The sequence below is a fragment of the Streptomyces sp. NPDC043854 genome, from assembly GCF_056436005.1.
In genome coordinates this window covers 1-22,380 of sequence record NZ_JBWKDK010000011.1, presented here as the reverse complement: position 1 = coordinate 22,380, position 22,380 = coordinate 1, and the positions used below count along the sequence as shown (strand labels likewise).

The window sequence follows — 22,380 nt, the reverse complement described above, 5'->3', positions numbered from 1 at the left end:
CGCTCGCCCGGGCCCCGCCCCCCCGCCGCACATCCCGTACCGCCCACCAGACACCACGAGAGCCCCGCCGCCATGTACGAGCTGTCCCGGATCCGCCTCTACTCCATCGGGCCCGCCGGCGCACGCTACGCCGACACCGTGCTCGACCTGCGCGGAGTCGGCGAGCCGGTGCCCCACCCGGCGCCCACCCAGGCGGAGTTCTTCCAGGACGAGCCCGTCGGCCCGCCGCGCCGCCCCGCCCCCGCCGGCGTGCTCTTCCTGGAGAACGGCGGCGGCAAGTCCGTCCTGCTCAAACTGATCTTCTCGGTGATGCTGCCCGGCCACCGCAACACCCTCGGCGGCGCCAGCTCCGGCGTGCTGCGCAAGTTCCTGCTCGCCGACGACTGCGGCCACGTCGCCCTGGAATGGCAGCACACCCTGACCGGCGAATGCGTCGTCGTCGGCAAGGTCAGCGAATGGCGCGGCCGCCAGGTGTCCAACGACCCCCGCAAGTTCGCCGAGGCCTGGTACTCCTTCCGCCCCGGCCCCGGCCTCAGCCTCGACAACCTGCCCGTCGCCGAGTCCACCGCCGTCCGCCCGCCCGTCGAGGGCGCCTCCGGAGCCCAGGGCCGCCGCCGCACCATGAAGGGCTTCCGCGACGCCCTCACCGAGGCCGGCAAGGCGTACCCGCACCTCGAGGTGTACTTCGAGGAGATCCACGACCGCTGGAACGAGCACCTCACCGAACTCGGCCTCGACCCCGAACTCTTCCGCTACCAGCGCGAGATGAACGCCGACGAGGGCGAGGCCGCCGGCCTCTTCGCGGTCAAGAAGGACTCCGACTTCACCGACCTCCTGCTGCGCGCCGTCACCGACACCCGCGACACAGACGGCCTCGCCGACCTCGTCCACGGCTTCGGCAACAAGCTCGGCCGCCGCGCCGAGCTCATGGCGGAACGGGACTTCACCGCCGGCTCCGTGGACCTCCTCACCAAGATCGTCGAGGCTGCGGAGACCCGCTCCCGGCTCCGCGACATCCACGCCGGAGCCGAGCGCCGCACCCGCACCCTCGCCCGGCGGCTGTCCGCGCGCGCCGCCGAGGAACGCGGCCGCGCCGCCGACCTCGCCCAGCGCGTCACCGGCGCCGCCCACGCCGTCACCGCCGCCGAGGCCGCCCGGGACCGCAGCGCCGCCATCGCCGCCGAACTCGCCTACCGGCACGCCTCGCTGGCCCTGACCGTCGCCGACAAGGCCGCCACCGCCCAGCGCCGCGAACTCCTCGAGGCCCGCACCCTGCACGCCGCTTGGCAGGCCGCCGAGATCGTGCTGCGCCACCGCGCCGCCGCCGACCGCTCCGCCCGCGTCGCCGCCGCCATCCTGGAGGCCGAGCGGGACGCCGCCCCGGCCCTCGCCGCCCGTGCCTCGGCCGCCGCCGCCCTCGTACGGGCCCTGCACACCGCCGCCGAACAGGGCGAGAACGTCGCCAACGAGGAGGAGGAACGCTCCGCCGCCCTCCAGGCCGCCGGTGAGGCCGCCCACCGCGACGCCACCGCCGCCGCCACCGCCGCCCAGCGAGCCCGCAGCGAGGCCGAACACCTGCGGGCCCGCCTCGCCGAGGTCCAGCAGGAGACCGCCGAGGCCGTCCGCGCCGGCTGGCTCGACGACTCCGCGCCCGACGCCGACCCGGCCCGCGCCGCCCTCGCCGCCAGCGACGCCGAAACCGTCGCCGTCGCCGCCTGGGACGAGGCCCGCGACGCCGCCCGCACCGCCGCCGACGCCGCCCGGGAGGCCGCCGCCGCGGAATCCCGCGCCGAACTCACCGCCGCCCGCGCCGCGGACGCCGCGGCCGCCGCCGAGGCCGCCCACGCCGCCGAGCAGCTGGCCGCCGCCTCCCTGGCCGAGTCCCCCCGCCTCGCCGAACTCCTCGGCCTCCCGTCCTCCGCCCGGCCCGCCACCGTCCCCCGCCCGCGCGGCGCGGACGGCACCCCGGCCGCCGCCACCGACACCGACCCGGCCCACGACCCGGCCTCCGGCGGACTCTCGGCCGCCGATCTCGACCGGAACGCCGAGGACCTCCGCACCCTCCTCGCCGACGCCGTCGCCTCCGCCGAACGCCAGCTCTTCGACCTGCGCACCGCCGCCGCCGACGACGCCCGCATCCTCGGCGCCCTCGGCGACGGCGGCCTCCTGCCGCCCGGCCCCGACGTCCTCGCCACCGTCGAATACCTCGGCGAGCACGGGATCCCCGCCCTGCCCGGCTGGCGCTACCTCGCCCAGTCCGTCGACCCCGCCGACCACGCCGCCGTCCTCGCAGCCCGCCCCGAACTCGTCGACGGCGTCATCATCACCGACCCCGACACCCACTCCCGGGCCCGCGAGGTCCTCGGCGGCGCCGCCCTGCTGCCCCGCTCCACCGTCGCCGTCGGCACCGCCGCGGCCCTCCTCGCCCCCGTCCCCCCGGCCGGCGCCGACCCGGCCGGCAGCGCCTCCGGCATCTTCATCGTCCCGCCGAACCCGGCCATGCACGACGAGCACGCCGCCGACGAGGAACGCCAGGCCCTGCGCGCCCGCGCCACCGCGCGCGACACCGAGATCCGCGACCTCGCCGCCCGCCTCGCCGGCGACCGGGAACTCGCCGCCCGGCTCGCCTCCTGGCGCACCGGCTGCCCGCCCGGCCGCCTCACCGAACTCGCCGAGCAGGCCACGGCCGCCCGCACCTTCGCCGAGGAGGCCGACGCCGAACTCGCCGAGGCCCGCACCGCCCGCGCCGAGGCCGAGGAGGCCGCCGCCGACGCCGCCCGCGTCCGCGACGAGCGCCAGGACGCCGCCCAGCGCGCGCGCCGCGCCGCCGACGCCCTCGCCGGCCTCGCCTTCCGCCTGCGCGAACGCGCCGGCTGGCAGGCCAAGGCCCGCGAACTCGCCGACGAGGCAGCCGAGTGCGAGGCCCGCGCCGATATCTGCCTCGACCGGGCCCGCGCCGCCGACGAGGACCGCCGCGCCGCCCAGCGCGCCGCCGACGACGCCCGCCGCACGGCCCGCGCCCTGCGCGCCGAACGGGCCGAGATCGCCGGCGCCCCCGAAACCCTCCCCGAGGACGAGACCGCCGCCCAGGACGGCCAGCGCCCGCTGCCCGACCTCCGCGAGGCCTACCGGGCCGCCTCCCGGCTCTACGAGAAGGTCGGCGTCGGCGCCGACCTGCGCGCCGAACAGGCCCGTGCCGAGAGCGACGAGAGCGCCGCCCTCGCCGAACTCGACCGGCTCACCAACAAGGTCCGCACCCGCGCCGCCCAGCTCCTCGAAGGCACCGACGGCGCCGACGGCCCCTCCCGCCAGGCCGCCGCCGCCCGCGCCGAGGCCCTCGTCCAGATGCTGGAGAGCCGCGCCTCCACGGCCAGTGAGCAGCTCGGCAGGCTCCGCGGCGAGGCCGAACGGCACGCACCCGCCGACGGCGAGGCCCACACCGACCTGCCCGAGGAGATGATCCCCGAGGACGTCGAACAGGCCCAGGTACTGCTGCGCACCGCCACCGCGCAGCTCGCCGCGCACACCGCCGCCGTGGAAGCGGCCCGCGCCGCCCACACCGACCTGCTGCGCGCCCACCGCGCCGCCGAGGACGGCGCCGGCGGCTTCGACGAGACCGCCGCCCTCCTGCGGGACCTGCTGCGCGACCACACCCCGCACGAGGACGAGCAGGAGCCGACCGCCCACCCCGGCACCCTGGAGGAGGCCCGGCAGTCCGCCGCCGAGACCCGCCGCTCGCTGCGCGCCGCGGCCGCGGACCTCTCCGCCGCCGAGGCCGCCGTCCGCGAGGCGAGCGACATCCTCGTCCGGCACGCGAACGCGAACCGCTACGAGCAGGTACGCACCCCCGCGCGCCAGCAGATCCGCGAACTGCCCGCCTCCGCCCTGCCCGAGCACGCCGCGGCCTGGGCGGCCGCCTTCGCGCCCCGCCTGCGCGTCCTCACCGACGAGCTCGCCCAGCTGGAACGCAACCGTGACAGCATCGTCGACCGGCTCCGCGGACTGGTGGAGTCCGCCCTGGCCACCCTGCACTCCGCCCAGCGGCTCTCCCGCCTCCCCGAGGGCCTCGGCGAATGGTCGGGCCAGGAGTTCCTGCGCATCCGCTTCGAGGAACCCGACCAGGCCACCCTCACGGAACGCCTCGGCGAGGTCATCGACGACGCCACCCGCTCGGCGGTCAAGAAGAACGCCGCCTTCGGCGAGGGCCGCCGCGACGGCATGTCCCTGCTGCTCCACGGAGTCCAGGCAGCCCTGGAACCCAAGGGCGTCGCGGTGGAGATCCTGAAGCCGGACGCCGTGCTGCGCGCCGAGCGCGTCCCCGTCGGCCAGATGGGCGACGTCTTCTCCGGCGGCCAGCTGCTGACCGCCGCGATCGCGCTGTACTGCACCATGGCGGCGCTGCGCAGCAACGACCGCGGCCGCGACAAGCACCGCCACGCGGGCACGCTGTTCCTCGACAACCCCATCGGCCGCGCCAACGCCACCTACCTGCTGGAACTCCAGCGGGCCGTCTCCGACGCGCTCGGCGTCCAGCTGCTGTACACCACCGGCCTGTTCGACACGACGGCCCTCGCCGAGTTCCCGCTGGTCATCCGGCTGCGCAACGACGCGGACCTGCGGGCCGGCCTGAAGTACATCAGCGTCGAGGAGCACCTGCGCCCCGGCCTGCCCCAGCCGTCCGCCGAGGGCGAGACGATCCACGGCGAGATCACGGCGACCCGCATGTTCCGCCGCACCGGCGCGGCCACCTGACCACCCGCGCCCCCGCCCGCGGGCCGGCCTGCCCGGCCCGCGCGCGGCACCGGGCCCGTCAGCCGACGGGCCGGCCGGGCGCGCCCGGCACGGTCGGGCCCCGCCGCCCCTGCGGCCGGGCGGCGGCTCAGCCCCGGCCGGCCGCCCCGTAGCGGGAGTCCGCGGCCGCGGACGGCCACGCGGCCGGCGGCCTGCCGTTCCGCGGTATTCGGTCGGCCGACCGGGCCGCCCGCCGAGCCCGGCGCGCCTCGCGCCGCGAGCTCCGCGCCGTGCTGCTCGGCTCCGACACGACCCCGTGCCGCTGGTTCCACATCTGCCGCGTGATCAACACGTCCAGTACGGACCACGTCGCCACCACGGTCCCGGCTATCGACGCGAGTGCCATCGGGAAGGCCAGCCAGGAACCGGTGAGCGTGAGGAAGAAGGTGATCGTCGCCCCGGTCAGCGTGACGGCCACGATCAGCACCGCCCGCACCGCCGACGCCCGCACCGGATCCGGCAGCCGTCGCCGCCCGACCGGCTCCTCCTGCCACAGCGACGGCCTCGGCGCACCCGGGCCCGCGCCCCCGGCCGCCCCCGCGCCGGCGCCCTGTCCGGCTTCCGCGCCCGTGCCCTCGTACATCCCCATGGCCCGCGCCCTCCCCTCCGCACTGCCGGTGATGTCTACCCGGCCGCCCCCGGCCGAACGACCCCTGCCCGACGAATCCCCTCGAACAGGTAGACGTACGACGACGCCGAGAGATTCCCGCATCGCGGACTTCCTCCCACCCCGCCGATCCCCGCCGAGCCCGCCGGAACAAAGAATTCCAGCCATCCGTCACCTCGGTGGAACCGCGGCCCCACGGAGTGTCATCTGCCACATAACGGGCCGCACTTGACCGGAAGTATCGGACAACTCGTGATCTTCGCCAAGGCGTCCGGCCGAAAACGTCCGGACACGCCTTCGAAGCCGTCGGGCGGCAGTAGTAGGCTCACGCCGTTTGAACGACGGAACACCAATTCCCTGTACGGGGGTTGATCTGGGGGAGGCTGGGGGAGGCCATGCGGCTTCGCGGGAAGTCCATCCGCCGGAAGATCGTGGCGCTGCTGCTCGTGCCGCTCGTCTCCCTCACCGCGCTCTGGGGTTTCTCCACCGTCGTCACCGGCCGCGAGGCCCTCCAACTCCTCGACGTCGCCTACGTCATCGACAAGGTCGGCTACCCCATCGAGGACGTCGTCCGCGTCCTCCAGAAGGAACGCCGCCAGACCCTGGTCGTCATCGGCGACCCCCGCGCCTCCGCCGCCACCACCGAACTCGCCAAGCGGCGCGCCGCCACCGACGAACTCGTCGACCGCATCGGCAAGAACGCCAAGGACCCCGAGGTCGCCGAGGAACTCACACCCCCGGCCGCCCAGCGGCTGGACTCCATCCTCGACGCCTTCCACGGCATCGGCGCCCTGCGCCGCTCCGTCGACCAGAACACCCTCGACCCCAACCAGGCGCTCGAGCTCTACAGCCGCCTCGTCGACCCCTGCTACGACTTCCTCATGAACCTCCACGCCCTGGAGAACGTGGAGATGGACAAGCAGGGCCGCGCCCTCGTCGGCATCACCCGCGCCCGCGAGACGCTCTCCCGCGAGGACGCCGTCATCGCCTCCGCCCTCGCCGCCCGCAACGTCGGCACCGCCGACCTCCGGCACGTCTCGGACTTCGCCGCCAACCGCAACCTGCTCTACGACTTCAACCTCGCCATCCTCCCCGCCGCCGACCGGGAGATATTCGAGCAGTACTGGAAAGGCCCCCAGACCAAGCCGCTGCGCGACGCCGAGGAGCGGTTCCTCGCCGGCGGCGCCGGAAAGAACCTGCGCAGCCTCACCCCCGCCCAGTGGGACGAGGCAGCGAACAAGGTCCTCGACGACCTCGCCGCCATGGGCACGGCCGCGGGCGACCGCTACCAGAAGCGGGTCGAGCCCGTCGCCATGGGCGTCCTCCTCCAGGCGGCCGTCGCCGGCATCCTCGGCTTCCTCGCCCTCCTCACCTCCGTGATCCTCTCCGTGCGCATCGGCCGCGACCTCGTCCGCGACCTGTCCCGGCTGCGCAAGGAGGCCCACGAGGTATCCGGCGTCCGGCTGCCCGCCGTCATGCGCCGCCTCGCCGCCGGCGAACACGTCGACGTCGAGACCGAGGCGCCCCGCCTGGAGTACGAGAAGGACGAGGTCGGCCAGGTCGGCCAGGCCCTCAACACCCTCCAGCGCGCGGCCGTCGAAGCCGCCGTCAAGCAGGCCGAACTCCGCAAGGGCGTCTCCGAGGTCTTCGTCAACCTCGCCCGCCGCAACCAGGTGCTCCTGCACCGCCAGCTGACCCTGCTCGACACGATGGAACGGCGCACCGAGGACGCCGAGGAACTCGCCGACCTCTTCCGCCTCGACCACATGACCACCCGCATGCGCCGCCACGCCGAGGGCCTCGTGATCCTCTCCGGCGCCGCCCCCTCCCGCCAGTGGCGCAAGCCCGTCCAGCTCATGGACGTCGTCCGCGCCGCCGTCGCCGAGGTGGAGGACTACGAGCGCATCGAGGTACGCCGCCTGCCGCGCCTCGGCATCGCCGGCCCCGCCGTCGCCGACGTCACCCACCTCGTCGCCGAGCTCCTCGAGAACGCCACCGTCTTCTCGCCCCCGCACACCGCCGTCCAGGTCCACGGCGAGCACGTCGCCAACGGCTTCACCCTGGAGATCCACGACCGCGGCCTCGGCATGAACCCCGAGGCCCTGCTCGACGCGAACCTCCGGCTCGCCGAGACCCCCGAGTTCGAGCTCTCCGACACCGACCGCCTCGGCCTGTTCGTCGTCAGCCGCCTCGCCCAGCGCCACAGCATCAAGGTGGTCCTCCAGCCCAGCCCGTACGGGGGCACCACCGCCGTGGTCTTCCTCCCCGCCGCCCTGCTGACCGAAGCCCCCGACACCAACGGCACCGGCCTCCGCGTCGGCGACGGCAAGCACGGCAGGCCCGGCACCGCGCCCGGCGCCGCCGGCAAGCGGCCCGCCCGCACGGCCCCGACGGCCCTGCGGCACGGCCCCGCCGCCGGCCGCCCCCTGCGCTCCGGCGAACGCCGCCCGGTCGAGCTGGAGGCCCCCCTCGGCGCGGTCGGCCTCGACGGTCCCGACAGCCCCGCCGCCCTGGACGAGATGACCACCGGCCTCGGCGGACGCACCGGCGCCGGCGGCCGCCCCGCCATGGCCACCCTCGACGACGAGACCCCGCCCCACGGCACCCCGCGCAGCGCCCTGCTGGGCCTGCGCCCCGCCGACCGGTCGCACCCCGACCGCAGGACGACCCGCGACCGCGACCGCGACCGCGAACGCGAACGGGATCCGCTGGCCCCCACCGGCCCGGTCCGGCTCGACAGCCACCGCTCCGACCCGCTGCGCGGCTCCCGCCCGGACGGTGCCCGGGGCTCCGGCCCCGTGCCGCTGCCGCGCCGCCGCCCCACCCCGACGCTCGTCGCCGAACACGGCCGCCGGGTGGAGCCCCGCCCGGTCTCCGCGGTCCCGCAGAACCCGCGGCCCGCGGGCGAGCCCGAGCCGGCGCCCGGGCAGGCCACCGGCCCCGGCGGGCTGCCCAAGCGCATCCGCCAGGCCAGCCTGGCGCCCCAGCTGAAGAAGAAGACCCCGGGCGCGGCAGCCGCCGAAGCCGCCGCGGACCCGTTGGCCGACCGGGACGCCGAGGAAGTACGTACGCGCATGTCCGCACTCCAGCGAGGCTGGACGGCGGGCCGCAAGCAGCAGGCACAGCAGCAGCCCGAGGCCGGGACGGGCACCAGCGCCGCCACCGGTCCCGCGCACAAGAGCGAGAACGAGAACGAGGGGGACGGTCGATGACCGCACCGCAGACCGGCAACGACACCCGGAGCCGCGGCTCCGGTCAGCTCAACTGGCTGCTCGACGAACTCGTCGACCGGGTCGGCAGCATCCGCAAGGCAGTGATCCTCTCCGGGGACGGCCTGCCCACCGGCAGCTCCAAGGACCTGACCCGCGAGGACAGCGAGCACCTGGCCGCCGTGGCCTCCGGCTTCCACAGCCTCGCCAAGGGCGTCGGCCGCCACTTCGACTCCGGCGGTGTCCGCCAGACCGTGGTCGAACTGGACGAGGCCTTCCTCTTCGTCATGGCCGCGGGGGAAGGCAGCTGCCTGGCCGTGCTCTCGGACGCCGACTCCGACGTGGGGCAGGTCGCGTACGAGATGACCTTGATGGTCAAGCGGGTGGGCGACCACCTGTCGACCGCACCGCGCTCCGGGCTGCCAGCCGGGGGGTGAAACGGACGGTATGAGCGATCCAGGCCAGGACCACCCGGACTACCGGGACCAGCCGGACCACACTGACCACGGGGACTACCGGGATTACGGGGTCTACGCGGACTACGGGGACTACGGGGGCCCCGGCGGCAACGGCGCGGCCCCCACCGGGTCCCCCGGCGCGGGCGGCGCACCGGACCCCGCCCACCCCCACTGGTTCGACGACGAAGCCGGTCCCGTCGTCCGCCCGTACGCGATGACCCGCGGCCGGACCAGCCACGCCGCCGGGCACCGGCTCGACCTGATCGCGCTCGTCGTCGCCGAACCGGCGGCCGACGACCCGGTCTGGGAGATGACCCTGTCCCCGGAGCACGCCCACATCCTCGACCTGTGCCGCGAGCGGCCGCAGTCGGTCGCCGAGCTCGCGGCCGGACTCGACCTCGCGGTCGGCGTCGTACGGGTCCTGATCGGGGACCTGGCCGACGAGGAACTGGTCCATGTGACCCGGCCGGTACCGCCGGCCGAACTGCCCGATGAATCCATTCTGCGTGAGGTGATCGATGGCCTTCGGGCGCTCTAGCCGCACCGGCGCCATGCACGCCGTGTCCCCGGTCGAGCCGCTGACCCTGAAGATCCTCGTCGCCGGCGGCTTCGGGGTCGGCAAGACCACCCTGGTCGGCGCCGTCAGCGAGATCAGACCGCTCCGCACCGAGGAGGACCTCTCCCAGCCCGGCGTCGGCATCGACGACACCGGGGGAGTGGAGAGCAAGAGCACCACCACCGTGGCCATGGACTTCGGGCGCATCACCCTGCGCGAGGACCTGGTCCTGTACCTCTTCGGCACCCCCGGACAGGACCGCTTCTGGTTCCTCTGGGACGAACTGGCCCAGGGCGCCCTCGGCGCGGTGATCCTCGCCGACACCCGCCGGCTCGCCGACTGCTTCGCGGCCGTCGACTACTTCGAGCGCCGCGAGATCCCGTTCACGGTCGCCGTCAACTGCTTCGACGGCGCCGAACGCCACCCGGTGGTGTCCGTGCGCGAGGCGCTCGACCTCGAGCCCGGGGTGCCGGTGCTGCTGTGCGACGCGCGCGACCGGGAGTCCGTCAAGGACGTCCTCGTCGGGGTCGTGGAGCACGCGATGTCCCTGGCCCGCGCCCGCCGCCGGAGCCTGCCCGCGGGCACCTGAGCGCGGGGCGCCGGGCATCCCGCCCGCGGCGTACGGAGGCGGCCCGTACCCCCGCCGACTGGGGTACGGGCCGCAGCTCTCATGGGGGGTTCCGGGGCGGGTTGCGGGGTCTGCCGCGCGAGACCGTGGAGCGAGTGTGAACCCGCCGCCGGGGGCCGTCAAGCACGAGCACAGCACTCGTTTCCGGCGGCCCTCCGCCGACCTTCCGCCGACCTTCCGCCGACCCTCGGCCGGTGGTCGTCACCGTACGGCGACGACCGCCGACCCGTGCCCGAACAGCCCCTGGTTCGCGGTGATCCCGACCCGCGCCCCCGGCACCTGCCGCTCCCCGGCCGTACCGCGCAACTGCCACGTCAGCTCGCACACCTGCGCGATCGCCTGCGCCGGCACCGCCTCCCCGAAGGAGGCCAGCCCGCCGCTGGTGTTGACGGGCACCCGCCCGCCCTGCGCGGTCACCCCCTTGCGCAGCAGCGCCGCCCCCTCACCCTCCCCGCACAGGCCGATGTCCTCGTACCACTGGAGCTCCAGCGCGGTGGACAGGTCGTACACCTCGGCCAGCGAGAGGTCCTCCGGCCCGACCCCGGCCTCCTCGTACGCGGCGCGGGCGATGGACGCCCGGAACGAGCCGGGCGCCGGCGCCGCGCCCGTCACCGAGTCGGTGGCGATGTCCGGCAGGTCCAGGAACGTACGCGGATACACCGGCGTCACCGTCGACACCGCCCGGATCCGCACCGCGTCCGCCACTCCGCGCGCACGCGCGAAGTCCATGCTGCTCAGCACCAGCGCCGCACCCCCGTCCGAGGTCGCGCAGATGTCGAGCAGCCGCAGCGGATCGGCGACCACGGCCGACGCCGCCACCTCCCCGGCGGTCACCGCCTTGCGGTAGCGGGCGAGGGGGTTGAGCGCACCGGCCGCCGCGTTCTTGACCTTGACCCGGGCGAAGTCCTCAGGCGTGTCCCCGTACATGGCCATGCGGCGGCGGGCGTACAAGGCGAAATAGGCCGGGTTGGTGGCGCCCAGCAGCCGGAACCGCAGCCAGTCCGGATCGTCCGGCCGCTCCCCGCCCGCAGGGGCGAAGAACCCCTTGGGCGCCGCGTCCGCCCCGACCACCAGCACCACGTCGGCGAGCCCCGCCAGGATCTGCGCCCGGGCCGCACCGATGGCCTGGGCCCCCGAGGCGCACGCCGCGTACACGCTGGTCACCCGCGCGCCCTGCCAGCCCAGCGCCTGGGCGAAGGTCGCGCCGGCCACATAGCCCGGGTAGCCGGACCGCACCGTGTCCGCCCCCACCACGGACTGCACGTCGGTCCAGTCCAGCCCGGCGTCGGCGAGGGCGGCCCGCGCGGCCACCCGCCCGTACGCGACGAAACTGCGGCCCCACTTGCCCCACGGATGCATCCCGGCCCCGAGCACGGCGACGTCGGCGGGCCCGCTCACGAGGCACCCCCGGCCCCGGGCCCGGCCACCGCCTCCGGCCCGGCCCCGGGCCCGGCCCCGGCCACGGGCCGGAACCGCCAGGTCGTCCAACCGTCCCCGGCGTCCCCACCGCTCCCGCCGGTCCCGCCGTCCCCACCGGCCCCGTCGAGTACCCCGGCCACCACCTCGACCTCCATCCCGACCGCCAGATCGGCGACCGTGACCCCGGGCGCCGCCTGCCCCAGCACCACCATCCCCTCGGCCTCCAGCTCCACCGCGACCAGGGTGTACGGCTCCCAGGGCGCGTCCGGATCCGACACGTACGGTGCGGGCGGCCGGTAGCGCCCGTCTGTGTACGACCACACCCGGCCCCGCGGCGACAGCGGCACCTCGGTCGGCACGCCGTCGCCGGGGCAGCGGGGGTTGCGGCAGTACGCGTCCTCGCGCGGGAAGAACACCGCGGCGCAGGCGGAGCACCGGGTGCCGAGCAGCCGGAAGCCGCCCTCCGCGCCCGGGTCGGTGAACCACCCGTCCACGACGGGTGTGCGTGTGCGTTCCAAGACCCCTCCCAAGAGCCGCAGAGCTATCTGACGAACCGTCAGGAGTCTGCCACGCCACGCACGGAACGCACAGCGACCGGAAAGTCGAAGTAAGTATCGGGAAACGCCTCGGGCTTGAAGGAGTAGTGCCACCACTCCTCGGGCAGGTTCACGAACCCCTCCGCCCCGAGCACCTGCCTGAGCAACTGCCGATTGGCCCGGGCGGCCGCCGGGACCCGCGGGTCGTCGGTGTGCGACAGCGGGTCGAACAGGTCGAACGGCGTCCCCATGTCCACGGCACGCCGCAGCGGAAGCCGCACCAGCGTCACGTCCACCGTGCTCCCGCGACTGTGCCCGGACCGCTCGGCGATGTACCCGTCCGGGATCAGCCGCGCCTTGTCGACCCGCGGATAGAACGCCGCCTTCGTACCCTGGTCGCCCGGGTCCGCGGCCCACCGCACGAACCGGTCCACGGCCCGCTGCGGCCGGTAGCAGTCGTACACCAGCAGCGAGTACCCCCGCGCCAGCAGCACCCGCTGAGCCCTCCGCAGCGCCTCGGCCGCCGGCCGGGCCAGCAGGCAGGCCGGCTCCTCGTACCCCTCGACGACACGGCCGGTGAAGTTGTGCGGGGTGGCGTACCGGATGTCCTGGCCGATGGTCGGATCCACATCCGCCAGCACCGCGAACCCCGGCGCGCCCGACCCGCCGGCCAGCACCGCCACACACCCCGCAACCACCGCCATGCGCATGCCCCTTGGCATACCATCGCGGGATGCCGGCGCACCTGAGGGACTCGCACTGCTCCACCTGCGGAGCCTCGTTCGACACCGCCGACTGGCCCCGCACGTGCGGCGCCTGCGGCGCCGTCACCTACCGCAACCCGCTGCCGGTGGCCGTCGCCCTGCTCCCGGTCGAGGACGCCTCCGGCACCGGCCTGCTGGTGATCACCCGCACCATCGAGCCGGCCCTGGGCGGGATCGCCCTCCCGGGCGGCTTCATGGACTTCGGCGAGGACTGGCGCGAGGCGGTCGTCCGCGAACTCCGCGAGGAGACGGGCGTCCACGCCCGGCCCGACGACGTCGCCCTGGCCGACGCCATGAGCTCCCCGGGCGGCCACCTCCTCCTCTTCGGCCTCCTGCCACCCCGCCCGGTGAGGTCCCTGCCACCGTCGACGCCCACGGCCGAAACCACGGGCTGGCACATCCTCCGCGGCCCCACGGCACTGGCCTTCCCCCTGCACACCCGCGCGGCAGCGGCTTGGTTCGCGGGCGCCTACACCCCGTGACGCCCGCAGCCTGGGGACGTACGGTCGCGCAGGCCTCATCGGGCCCGCCAAGACCATGGCCAACCCCGGATCGACCTGATCGAACCGCTCCGACGGCAGCACGGCCGGTCCGCCGCGCTCGGGCAGGTTCCCCGGGGACCTATAGCGGACCTGCATCGTCCACGGAGTCAGGCCCGTAGCCGAGAGCACCAGCCGTATCCGTACGCGCAACGACGTCCACTCCACCGCCTCCGCCACGCCCACCGACCCCAAGCCCACCAACCCCCCGCACCACAGCCCCCCCGACCCGCCCCCCGCCCTCGTCCTCCACCACCACCGCATCCCCGACCCACCGCACCGTGTACCGCTCCACCTCGCCCGGCTCGAAGCCCGGCCCCGTGTCCCGGATCAGCACCCCGCCCCCCGTGCGCCCCCGCGCCGGGGCCCACGCCTCCAGGGCCACCCCGTCGCCCTCCGGCCCGCGGACCGGGAGCACGGCCCCGGCCCGGACCAGGACCGGGATCCGGCCGGGCGGGGCGTCGAGCAGGATCTGGCCCGGGCCCTCGTACGCCGCCCCGGTCGCGGAGTCGTACCAGAGCCCCCGCGGCAGCCGGACCGCCCGCCGGTCCGCGCCGGGCTCCAGCACCGGCGCCACCAGCAGCGCGTCCCCCAGCAGGAAGGCGTCCTCGCAGTCCCGCAGCGCCCGGTCCTCCGGAGCCCCCCACCACAGCGGCCGCACGTACGGCGCCCCGGTCCGCCGGGCCAGCTGGGCCAGCGTCAGGAAGTACGGCCGCAGCCGCTCCCGCTCCGCCAGGACGGCCCCCGCATGCCGCTCCACCTCGGGCCCGAACTCCCAGGGCTCCCGCCGCCCCGCCCAGATCGCCGAGTGCGTCCGGAACAGCGGCAGGTACGCCCCCAGTTGCAACCACCGCAGGTACAGCTCCGGCGACGGCGAACCGCCGAACCCGCCCACATCCGGGCCCGAGTACGGCACCCCGCACAACCCCAGCCCCAACACCAGCGCCAGCGAGGCCCGCAGCCCCTCCCAGCCGGTCTCCACGTCCCCCGACCAGGTGCCCCCGTACCGCTGCATGCCCGCCCACCCGGACCGCGAGAACAGGAACGGCCGCTCGGCGGGCCGCAGCCGGACCAGGCCCTCCCACCCTGCCCGCGCCATCCCGAGCGCGTACACGTTGTGCGCGGACCGGTGGTCCCCGCCGGCCCCGTCCATGGCGTGCCGGGCCGACCTGGGCAGCGTCGCGTCCCCGAACGGGGCGAAGGAGACGGGCTCGTTCATGTCGTGCCACACCCCGGAGAACCCCTGGGCCAGCCGCTCCGCGTACAGCCCGCCCCACCATTCGCGCACCGCCGGATCCGTGAAGTCCGGGTACGCGCACGCGCCCGGCCAGACCTCGCCCCGCACCTCCTCCCCCCGGGCGTCCCGCACGAACGCCCCGGCAGGCCCCACCGCCCGGCCGGCGGTGTGCACGGGGTCGCCGACCTTCACCGCCGGGTCGACGATCGACACCAGGCGTACGCCCTGCTCCCGCAACTCCCTTGCCAGCCCGGGCAGGTCCGGGAACCGCTCACCGTCCACGGTGAACACCCGGTGCTGCGCGTAGTGGTCGATGTCCAGGTGTACGGCCGACAGCGCGAGCCCGCGCGCCCGGTAGCCGGACACGACGCGCCGCACCTCCTCGGCGCTTCCGAAGCCCCACCGCGCGTGCTGGTAGCCCAGCGCCCACGCGGGCGGTACGGCGGGCGCGCCGGTCAGTGCCGACCAGCCCTGGAGCACCCGCGCCGGCGTCCCCGCCAGCACCCAGCACCGCAACGGCCCGCCGTCCATCCGCAGCTCGCACGTCCCGGGCCGGTCGGGACCCGAGCCGGCGCCTTCCTCGCCCTCCCGGAGCAGCACGCGCCCGTCCCACGGGTTGTCGTGGAACACCAGGTGCGTTCCCGCGTCCGCGACCACCATCTGTACGGGCATGGTGATGTAGAGGGGGTCGTCGCCGGGCCCGAAGCCGCCCTTGGGGTCGGTGTTCCACAGCCGGTACACGCCGTCGCGCAGCCGCGGCCCCGCGGCGCGCCCGCCGAGCCCGAAGAACCGGGCGTCCGCGGGCACCTCGGCCCGCACCGCCCAACGCGCCTCACCCCCGGCACTTTCAACAGCACCCCCACCTGCCGTACCACCAGCACCCCCCAGACCACCCGCACGACCCGCACCGCCCACATCACCCGCATCATCCGCAGCCCCCACCCCCACCGGCTCCCACCACCGCGGCGGCAGTTCCCGGCGCAGCACCACCCCGCCCGGTGTGCGCACCTCCACCGCCCCGTGCCGGGACACCGCCACCGTCACCCGCTCCGACACCACCCGCCAGCCGCCGCCGGTGTCCGGCTCCAGCACCGCCCGCGGGTCGGGCTCCGGCCCGTCGCCCACCACGGCGTACGAGGGCGTCGTCCCGGCCCCGTCCCAACCCCAGAACACGGCCCCGCCCGCCGCGACCCGTACGAGCAGCTCCGACCGGGCGAACCGCAGCACCCCGCCGCCCGGCCGCGGCTCCGTACCCGTCAGCACCCCCGGCACGCGCGCCCGCTCCGGCCCCCGGCGCGGGAGCCCCACCGCGTCCGCGCGCCGGTGGCGCAGCGCCGAACGCCATGCGCGCCGCCCGCGCTCCGTACCGATCTCCTTCACCGCACGCACCAGATCGCGACCGTTCATGCTGATCACCCTGCCACCGGCCGCCGACCGCGCGGGCTGCGTTCAACTTCCGTTCACCCGTCCATCCACCTCCCTGGCACCTCTGGTGCGGAGGTGGATCACATGGCATCGTCCCTGTGTGCCGCCGCGCGCACACCCACCGCGCGATGGCACCGTACGCACATCCCGCGCGCACCCCGCGCGAGCCGCAGACTGACCGGGAGCCGACCCATGACCTCGACCACCCAGCCGGAACCCCTCTGGTCCCCGGGGCCCGACCGGATCGCCGGGGCCCGCATCACCGCCTTCCAGGCCTGGGCCGCCGAGCGCCACGGCGCCCCCGCGGACGGCGGATACCCCGCACTGCACGCCTGGTCCGTCGCCGAGCTCGACACCTTCTGGGGGGCCGTCGCCGAATGGTTCGACGTACGGTTCACCACCCCGTACGAATCCGTCCTCGCCGACCGCTCCATGCCGGGCGCGCGCTGGTTCACCGGCGCCACCCTCAACTACGCCGAGCACGCCCTGCGCGCCGCCGAGAACCCGGCGCGCGCCGAGGACGCCGCCCTGCTGTACGTGGACGAGACGCACGAGGCCACCCCCATCACCTGGGCCGAGCTCCGCGGCCAGGTCGGCGCGCTCGCCGCCGAGCTGCGCGCCCTCGGCGTGCGCCCCGGCGACCGGGTCAGCGGCTACCTGCCCAACATCCCCGAGGCCGTCGTCGCGCTCCTCGCCACCGCCGCCGTCGGCGGCGTGTGGACCTCCTGCGCCCCCGACTTCGGCGCCCGCAGCGTGCTCGACCGCTTCCAGCAGGTCGAGCCGGTCGTCCTGTTCACCGTCGACGGCTACCGCTACGGCGGCAAGGAGCACGACCGCCGCGACACCGTCGCCGAGCTCCGCGCGGACCTGCCCTCGCTGCGCGCGGTCGTCCACATCCCGCTGCTCGGCACACCGGCCCCCGACGGCGCCCTGGCCTGGGCGGACCTGACCTCCGCCCGCACCGAGCCGGTCTTCGAACCGGTCCCGTTCGACCACCCGCTGTGGGTGCTGTACTCCTCCGGCACCACCGGTCTGCCCAAGGCGATCGTGCAGTCCCAGGGCGGCATCCTCCTGGAGCACCTCAAGCAGCTCGGCCTGCACTGCGACCTCGGCCCCGAGGACCGGTTCTTCTGGTACACCTCCACCGGCTGGATGATGTGGAACTTCCTCGTCTCCGGCCTGCTCACCGGTACCACGGTCGTCCTGTACGACGGCAGCCCCGGCTACCCCGACACCGGGGCCCAGTGGAGCATCGCCGAGCGGACCCGGGCCACTCTGTACGGAACCTCGGCCGCCTACGTCATGGCCTGCCGCAAGGCCGGGGTCCACCCCTCGCGCGACCACGACCTCTCCGCCGTGAAGTGCGTGGCGACCACGGGCTCGCCGCTGCCGCCCGACGGCTTCCGCTGGCTGCACGACGAGTTCGCAGAAAGCGCGATGGACCTGTGGATCGCCTCCGTCAGCGGCGGCACGGACGTCTGCAGCTGCTTCGCCGGCGCCGTCCCCACCCTCCCCGTCCACATCGGCGAACTCCAGGCCCCCTGCCTGGGCACGGACCTGCAGGCGTGGGACCCGTCCGGCAAGCCGCTCACCGGGGAGGTCGGCGAGCTGGTCGTCACCAACCCCATGCCCTCCATGCCGATCTACTTCTGGAACGACCCGGACGGCAGCCGCTACCGCGACAGCTACTTCGAGATGTTCCCCGGCATCTGGCGGCACGGGGACTGGATCACCCTCACCGACCACGGCTCGGTGGTCATCCACGGCCGCTCCGACTCCACCCTCAACCGGCAGGGCGTCCGCATGGGCTCCGCCGACATCTACGAGGCCGTCGAGCGCCTCCCCGAGATCAAGGAATCCCTGGTCATCGGCCTGGAGGAGCCGAACGGCGGCTACTGGATGCCGCTGTTCGTGCACCTCGCCCCCGGCGCCACCCTCGACGACGACCTGCGCGGCCGCATCAAGGCCACCATCCGCGAGGAGCTCTCCCCGCGGCACGTGCCCGACGAGGTCATCGAGGTGCCGGGCATCCCGCACACCCTCACCGGCAAGCGGATCGAGGTCCCGGTCAAGCGCCTGCTCCAGGGCACGCCCATGGAGAAGGCCGTCAACCCGGGCTCGGTCGACAACCTCGACCTCCTGGGCTTCTACGAGGAGCTCGCCCGCACCCGCAGCAGCGCCCGGTCCTGAGCCCGCTGTCAGTGGTCGTCGTTACTCTGAGTGAGCAATTGACTGCGCACTCAGGGGGAAGCATGTCCAGCACGCACCGCACCACCACCGACGACACCACCGACCGCACCAGCCGCTCGGCCAAGCGCCGCATGCTGCGCCGCGAGATCCCCGGCACCGTCGGCCTCCTCGCCGACCCCGGGGATTTCGCGGCCATGCGCCGCTACCGCAGCTTCGCCTTCGACGACCACCAGGACTACCTGCGCCACGTCGACGACCTCCTCAGGTCCCTCGCCGCCCAGGGCATCCACACCACCGTGGCCCTCTTCGACGCCGAGGAGTACGCGGAGTTCTGCGCCGAGCAGCGCCTCGACCCGGACAGCGCCGCATCCCGCAGCCGCTTCACCGCCGAACTCGCCGGCACCGGCCCCGGACTGCCCTACACCGGCCGCCCCATCGAGGAGATCGTCCCGCTCCTGATCGACGAGGCAGTTCGCCAGGACACCTGGGAGTACGCCACCATGCTCCTCGCCGATCTCGGTACCTGCGCCGACTGCGGCGAGGACATCGGCCGCTCCTCCTTCGAACGGGCCGCCGACGTGCTCACCCGCCTCGTCCGGGGAGCCGGACCGGGCCACCACCATCTCGTCTGCAGCATCCCCACCAAGGACCAGCAGCTCGTGGCGGTGCTCCACACCGAGACCTCCGCAGAGCCGCCCGGGCATCCACCCGCGGCCGCAGGCCCGGACGGCCCGGACGGCACACCGTGGCTCGACGGCCGCGAGAGCCTCGACTTCGTGACCGTCCTGGCCGCCGGCCTCGCCCTCGGCGGCCCCGGGGGACTGGTGTTGCGCACCACCGGTGCCGGCCCCGGCGACCGTGTCCACGGATGGCGGCTCGACCGGGGGCGCCTGGTGCCGCTCTCCGCGGCAGCGGTCTTCAATGCGTACTGCACCGACGCCGACACCGGGGAACCCGTGGCTCCGGAGCACGGCGTCGAGTACTGCCCCGGATTCGAGGTGGACGGCCCCGACCCGCACCACCGAAACAGGTAGCCGTCCGGCCCCGGAGCCCATGGGCGGAGGACCGAACGGTCGAGGGGCCTCCGCCATGGCGAAGGCCCCTCGACCGGCATCACACCGACACCGAAACCGGCTGCTCGAACCGGCTACTCGCCGGACAGCACGGCCTGCGCGGCCACCCGTGCCTCCTCGGCGCTGTCTGCCGCACGCGCCGCGGCCGCGGCGCGCTCGCACTGGGCCAGCGTGTACTTGGCGAGCGTCGCCCGCACGTAGGCGATCGAAGCGGCACCCATCGACAGGGAGGTGACACCCAGACCCGTCAGCACACACGCCAGCAGCGGATCGGAAGCGGCCTCACCGCAGACACCGCAGCTCTTGCCCTCCGCCCTGGCGGCCTCGGCGGCCAGGGCGATCAGGTCGAGCAGCGCCGGCTGCCAGGGGTCCTGGAGCCGCGACACCGCACCGACCTGCCGGTCGGCGGCGAAGGTGTACTGCGCCAGGTCATTGGTGCCCAGCGACAGGAACTCGACCTCCTGGAGGATCGAGCGCGCCCGCAGCGCGGCGGAGGGGATCTCCACCATCGCCCCGAACTTCGCCTGCAGCCCGGCCGCACGGCACGCGTCGGCGAACGCCTTCGCGTCGGCCCGGTCGGCCACCATGGGCGCCATGACCTCCAGGTGGACCGGTAGGCCGTCGGCCGCCTTGGCCAGCGCGGTGAGCTGGGTCCGCAGCACCTCGGGGTGGTCCAGCAGGGTGCGCAGGCCGCGCACGCCCAGCGCCGGGTTCGGCTCGTCCGCCGGCGTCAGGAAGTCCAGCGGCTTGTCGGCGCCGGCATCCAGAACGCGGACGACGACCCGGCCCTCGGGGAAGGCTTCGAGCACCTTGCGGTAGGACTCGACCTGCTTCTCCTCGGACGGCGCCTTCTTGCTGTCGTCCAGGAACAGGAACTCGGTGCGGAACAGGCCCACACCCTCGGCCCCGGCCTCGACGGCCGCCGGGACGTCCGCCGGCCCGCCGACGTTGGCGAGGAGCGGCACCTTGTGCCCGTCGGACGTCGCGCCCGGACCGGACGAGGCAGCCAGGGCGGCCTTGCGCTCGGCGGCCGCGGCCTCCAGTTCGGCCTTCTTCTCGTCGCTCGGCTCGACGAAGACCTCGCCCGTCGAACCGTCGACGGCGATCACGGTGCCCTCGGCGATCTCGCAGGCTCCCGGCAGCGCCACGACCGCGGGCACCCCGAGCGCCCGCGCGAGGATGGCGCTGTGGCTGGTCGGGCCACCCTCCTCGGTGACGAAGCCGAGGACCAGCGACGGGTCGAGCAGCGCCGTGTCGGCGGGCGCCAGGTCCCGCGCGATCAGCACGTACGGCTCGTTGCTGTCCGGCACACCCGGCATCGGCACACCCAGCAGGCGCGCGACGATGCGGTTGCGTACGTCGTCCAGGTCGGCCACCCGCCCCGCCATGTACTCCCCGGCCCCCGCGAGCAGGTCGCGGTAGGCGGCGAACGCGTCGTATACGCCGCGCTCGGCGGTGCTGCCGACGGCGATCCGCCGGTCGACGTCCGCCATGAGCTCCGGGTCCTCAGCGATCATGGCCTGGGCCTCGAGCACGTGCTGTGCCTCGCCCCCCGCCAGCTGGCCGCGCGCGATCAGGTCGGCCGCGACGGCGCTCACGGCCTGACGGGCGCGCCCCTGTTCGCGCTCCGCCTCGTCCGCAGTGATCTGCCTGGCCGGCGGCTCCAGAACCGCCGTTCCCATGTGCCGCACCTCGCCGATCGCCACACCATGGCTCACGCCGACGCCTCGCAGCGTTGTCTCCATCAGTCTTCCCTGGCCTGTAGTTGTCTTTTCACACCCCGTAAGGGGTCGGTTCGGGCTGGACCGCAACCCTCGGGTCGGAAGCCCGCCGCTTCAGCGGTGGGTGGAGTCACTTCACCCGTTCTTCCGATTGAGCGGGCGGCCGGCCGGGCGCCGGGCGGATCTCCGAACCGCCGGCACCCCCGCCGGACGCGTCAGGCCCAGCCGAAGAGCTGGTCGCCGGCCTTGACGTCGCCGTCCTCGCGGACGTCACCGAGGGAGTCGGCGGTGGCCTCCAGCGCCACGACGGGGCAGATCGGCGACTTGCCGGCCTCTTCGACGGCAGCGGGGTTCCAGCGGATGACGGCCTGGCCGCGGGTCACGGTGTCGCCCTTGTTGATGAGCAGCTCGAAGCCCTCGCCGTTCAGCTGAACGGTGTCGATCCCCAGGTGGGTGAGGACGCCGTGTCCTTCGGCGTCGACGACGACGTACGCGTGCGGGTGCAGGGAGACGACCACACCGTCGACAGGGGAGACCGCCTCCGAGAGCTCGCGGACGGGATCAACGGCGGTGCCCGGACCCACCATCGCGCCGGAGAACACCGGATCCGGCACAGCCGCGAGTCCGATGGCACGCCCGGCAAGTGGGGACGTCACGCTGGTCATGGGGGCCTCCCAGGGGTGGGGCTTCGTAGTGCCGCCGTCACTGCCTGTCCTCGACAGCGCACTTTCGAAGGGTATGTCATGAGATGTCCGGGTTCCGCGAAACGAACCTCCTGCTGAGGGCCGTGACGCGCTCCCGCGACACCGTAGTGGACTAGACCATACGCCTGATTCGATTTGCCTGTGAACCACCAGGCCTGTACTGTCGTGACTCCCGCCAGGACGTCCCATGTGAACTTCTCGCGAACGGACGATGGACGGGGAACCAACCCTTCAGCTGCTGATCTTGAGCTCATGTGCTCAGTCGTTTCGTCGTCTCGATGAACCGGCCGAGTTGCAGAGCAAGGGAAAGACACTGATAAGGTCGGAATCGCCGAAAGGGAAAACGCGAAAGCGGAGACCCGGAAAGCGAACGGAAAAGACTCTGATAGAGTCGGAAACGAAGAACGAAAGCCCGGAGGAAAGCCCGAGAGGGTGAGTACGAAGGAAGCGTCCGTTCCTTGAGAACTCAACAGCGTGCCAAAAATCAACGCCAGAAGTTGATACCCCGTCCACTCCGGTGGAT

At 74.4% G+C, this 22,380-nt stretch carries 14 protein-coding genes and 1 pseudogene; 8 read left to right on the top strand and 7 right to left on the bottom strand.

Features of this window, described 5'->3' with window-relative positions:
* The first annotated feature begins 72 nt into the window (after nt 1-72).
* Entirely contained in the window at nt 73-4,752 is a 4,680-nt protein-coding gene (locus AC068A_RS12870) for a hypothetical protein (protein ID WP_478584256.1), read from the top strand.
* A gap of 127 nt (nt 4,753-4,879) precedes the next feature.
* Here AC068A_RS12870 and AC068A_RS12865 read toward each other — a convergent pair whose 3' ends face one another.
* Nucleotides 4,880-5,380 (bottom strand): hypothetical protein, encoded by a 501-nt coding sequence (locus AC068A_RS12865; RefSeq protein ID WP_478584254.1) that lies wholly within the window; start codon nt 5,378-5,380, stop codon nt 4,880-4,882.
* Between the two features lie 413 nt (nt 5,381-5,793).
* Here AC068A_RS12865 and AC068A_RS12860 point away from each other — a divergent pair, with 413 nt between their 5' ends.
* Genes AC068A_RS12860 through AC068A_RS12845 form a run of 4 tightly spaced genes read left to right on the top strand, consistent with a single transcriptional unit; the run spans nt 5,794 to nt 10,210 of the window.
* Nucleotides 5,794-8,610 (top strand): sensor histidine kinase, encoded by a 2,817-nt coding sequence (locus tag AC068A_RS12860; RefSeq protein ID WP_478584253.1) that lies wholly within the window; start codon nt 5,794-5,796, stop codon nt 8,608-8,610.
* Nucleotides 8,607-9,044 (top strand): roadblock/LC7 domain-containing protein, encoded by a 438-nt coding sequence (locus AC068A_RS12855; protein WP_404238755.1) that lies wholly within the window; start codon nt 8,607-8,609, stop codon nt 9,042-9,044. Before AC068A_RS12860 ends, AC068A_RS12855 begins: the two co-directional genes overlap by 4 nt.
* A 10-nt stretch (nt 9,045-9,054) precedes the next feature.
* Nucleotides 9,055-9,603 carry a DUF742 domain-containing protein gene (locus tag AC068A_RS12850; protein ID WP_478584252.1) on the top strand — a complete coding sequence of 183 codons (549 nt, stop codon included), beginning with the start codon at nt 9,055-9,057 and terminating at the stop codon, nt 9,601-9,603.
* Nucleotides 9,584-10,210, top strand: coding sequence for a GTP-binding protein (locus tag AC068A_RS12845; protein WP_478584250.1), 627 nt, complete (start codon nt 9,584-9,586; stop codon nt 10,208-10,210). The genes AC068A_RS12850 and AC068A_RS12845 overlap by 20 nt, the downstream gene beginning before the upstream one ends.
* A gap of 240 nt (nt 10,211-10,450) precedes the next feature.
* Here AC068A_RS12845 and AC068A_RS12840 read toward each other — a convergent pair whose 3' ends face one another.
* Genes AC068A_RS12840 through AC068A_RS12830 form a run of 3 tightly spaced genes read right to left on the bottom strand, consistent with a single transcriptional unit; the run spans nt 10,451 to nt 12,908 of the window.
* Nucleotides 10,451-11,647, bottom strand: a complete 1,197-nt coding sequence (locus tag AC068A_RS12840) for a lipid-transfer protein (RefSeq protein ID WP_478584248.1) — start codon at nt 11,645-11,647, stop codon at nt 10,451-10,453.
* Entirely contained in the window at nt 11,644-12,186 is a 543-nt protein-coding gene (locus AC068A_RS12835) for a Zn-ribbon domain-containing OB-fold protein (RefSeq protein ID WP_478584247.1), read from the bottom strand. The genes AC068A_RS12840 and AC068A_RS12835 overlap by 4 nt, the downstream gene beginning before the upstream one ends.
* 38 nt (nt 12,187-12,224) lie before the next feature.
* Nucleotides 12,225-12,908 carry a M15 family metallopeptidase gene (locus AC068A_RS12830; protein WP_478584245.1) on the bottom strand — a complete coding sequence of 228 codons (684 nt, stop codon included), beginning with the start codon at nt 12,906-12,908 and terminating at the stop codon, nt 12,225-12,227.
* 29 nt (nt 12,909-12,937) lie between these two features.
* Here AC068A_RS12830 and AC068A_RS12825 point away from each other — a divergent pair, with 29 nt between their 5' ends.
* Nucleotides 12,938-13,450: an NUDIX domain-containing protein gene (locus tag AC068A_RS12825; RefSeq protein ID WP_478584243.1), complete on the top strand. Its 513-nt coding sequence runs from the start codon at nt 12,938-12,940 to the stop codon at nt 13,448-13,450.
* 259 nt (nt 13,451-13,709) lie between these two features.
* Here the strand turns inward: AC068A_RS12825 and AC068A_RS12820 are convergent.
* Nucleotides 13,710-16,151, bottom strand: a pseudogene (locus AC068A_RS12820) (glycoside hydrolase family 31 protein); the annotation flags it as partial.
* 210 nt (nt 16,152-16,361) lie between these two features.
* On the opposite strand from AC068A_RS12820, the gene AC068A_RS12815 reads away from it, so the two are divergent.
* Both AC068A_RS12815 and AC068A_RS12810 read left to right on the top strand, forming a co-directional pair.
* Nucleotides 16,362-18,359, top strand: coding sequence for an acetoacetate--CoA ligase (locus AC068A_RS12815; protein ID WP_478584242.1), 1,998 nt, complete (start codon nt 16,362-16,364; stop codon nt 18,357-18,359).
* Between the two features lie 62 nt (nt 18,360-18,421).
* Nucleotides 18,422-19,393 carry a hypothetical protein gene (locus AC068A_RS12810; protein ID WP_478584240.1) on the top strand — a complete coding sequence of 324 codons (972 nt, stop codon included), beginning with the start codon at nt 18,422-18,424 and terminating at the stop codon, nt 19,391-19,393.
* 113 nt (nt 19,394-19,506) lie between these two features.
* On the opposite strand, the gene ptsP is transcribed toward AC068A_RS12810, so the two are convergent.
* Nucleotides 19,507-21,177 carry a phosphoenolpyruvate--protein phosphotransferase gene (ptsP, locus tag AC068A_RS12805; RefSeq protein WP_478584239.1) on the bottom strand — a complete coding sequence of 557 codons (1,671 nt, stop codon included), beginning with the start codon at nt 21,175-21,177 and terminating at the stop codon, nt 19,507-19,509.
* Nucleotides 21,178-21,368: 191 nt separating this feature from the next.
* Nucleotides 21,369-21,818: a PTS sugar transporter subunit IIA gene (locus AC068A_RS12800; protein WP_478584237.1), complete on the bottom strand. Its 450-nt coding sequence runs from the start codon at nt 21,816-21,818 to the stop codon at nt 21,369-21,371.
* Nucleotides 21,819-22,380 lie beyond the last annotated feature (562 nt).

Excerpts from the sequence above, each read along its gene's own strand:
- AC068A_RS12855 (WP_404238755.1), top strand. The coding sequence starts at position 8,607 with ATGACCGCACCGCAGACCGGCAACGACACCCGGAGCCGCGGCTCCGGT.
- AC068A_RS12860 (WP_478584253.1), top strand. The coding sequence starts at position 5,794 with ATGCGGCTTCGCGGGAAGTCCATCCGCCGGAAGATCGTGGCGCTGCTG.
- AC068A_RS12830 (WP_478584245.1), bottom strand. The coding sequence starts at position 12,908 with ATGGCGGTGGTTGCGGGGTGTGTGGCGGTGCTGGCCGGCGGGTCGGGC.
- ptsP (WP_478584239.1), bottom strand. The coding sequence starts at position 21,177 with ATGGAGACAACGCTGCGAGGCGTCGGCGTGAGCCATGGTGTGGCGATC.
- AC068A_RS12810 (WP_478584240.1), top strand. The coding sequence starts at position 18,422 with ATGTCCAGCACGCACCGCACCACCACCGACGACACCACCGACCGCACC.
- AC068A_RS12825 (WP_478584243.1), top strand. The coding sequence starts at position 12,938 with ATGCCGGCGCACCTGAGGGACTCGCACTGCTCCACCTGCGGAGCCTCG.
- AC068A_RS12870 (WP_478584256.1), top strand. The coding sequence starts at position 73 with ATGTACGAGCTGTCCCGGATCCGCCTCTACTCCATCGGGCCCGCCGGC.
- AC068A_RS12800 (WP_478584237.1), bottom strand. The coding sequence starts at position 21,818 with ATGACCAGCGTGACGTCCCCACTTGCCGGGCGTGCCATCGGACTCGCG.
- AC068A_RS12865 (WP_478584254.1), bottom strand. The coding sequence starts at position 5,380 with ATGGGGATGTACGAGGGCACGGGCGCGGAAGCCGGACAGGGCGCCGGC.
- AC068A_RS12845 (WP_478584250.1), top strand. The coding sequence starts at position 9,584 with ATGGCCTTCGGGCGCTCTAGCCGCACCGGCGCCATGCACGCCGTGTCC.
- AC068A_RS12850 (WP_478584252.1), top strand. The coding sequence starts at position 9,055 with ATGAGCGATCCAGGCCAGGACCACCCGGACTACCGGGACCAGCCGGAC.
- AC068A_RS12815 (WP_478584242.1), top strand. The coding sequence starts at position 16,362 with ATGACCTCGACCACCCAGCCGGAACCCCTCTGGTCCCCGGGGCCCGAC.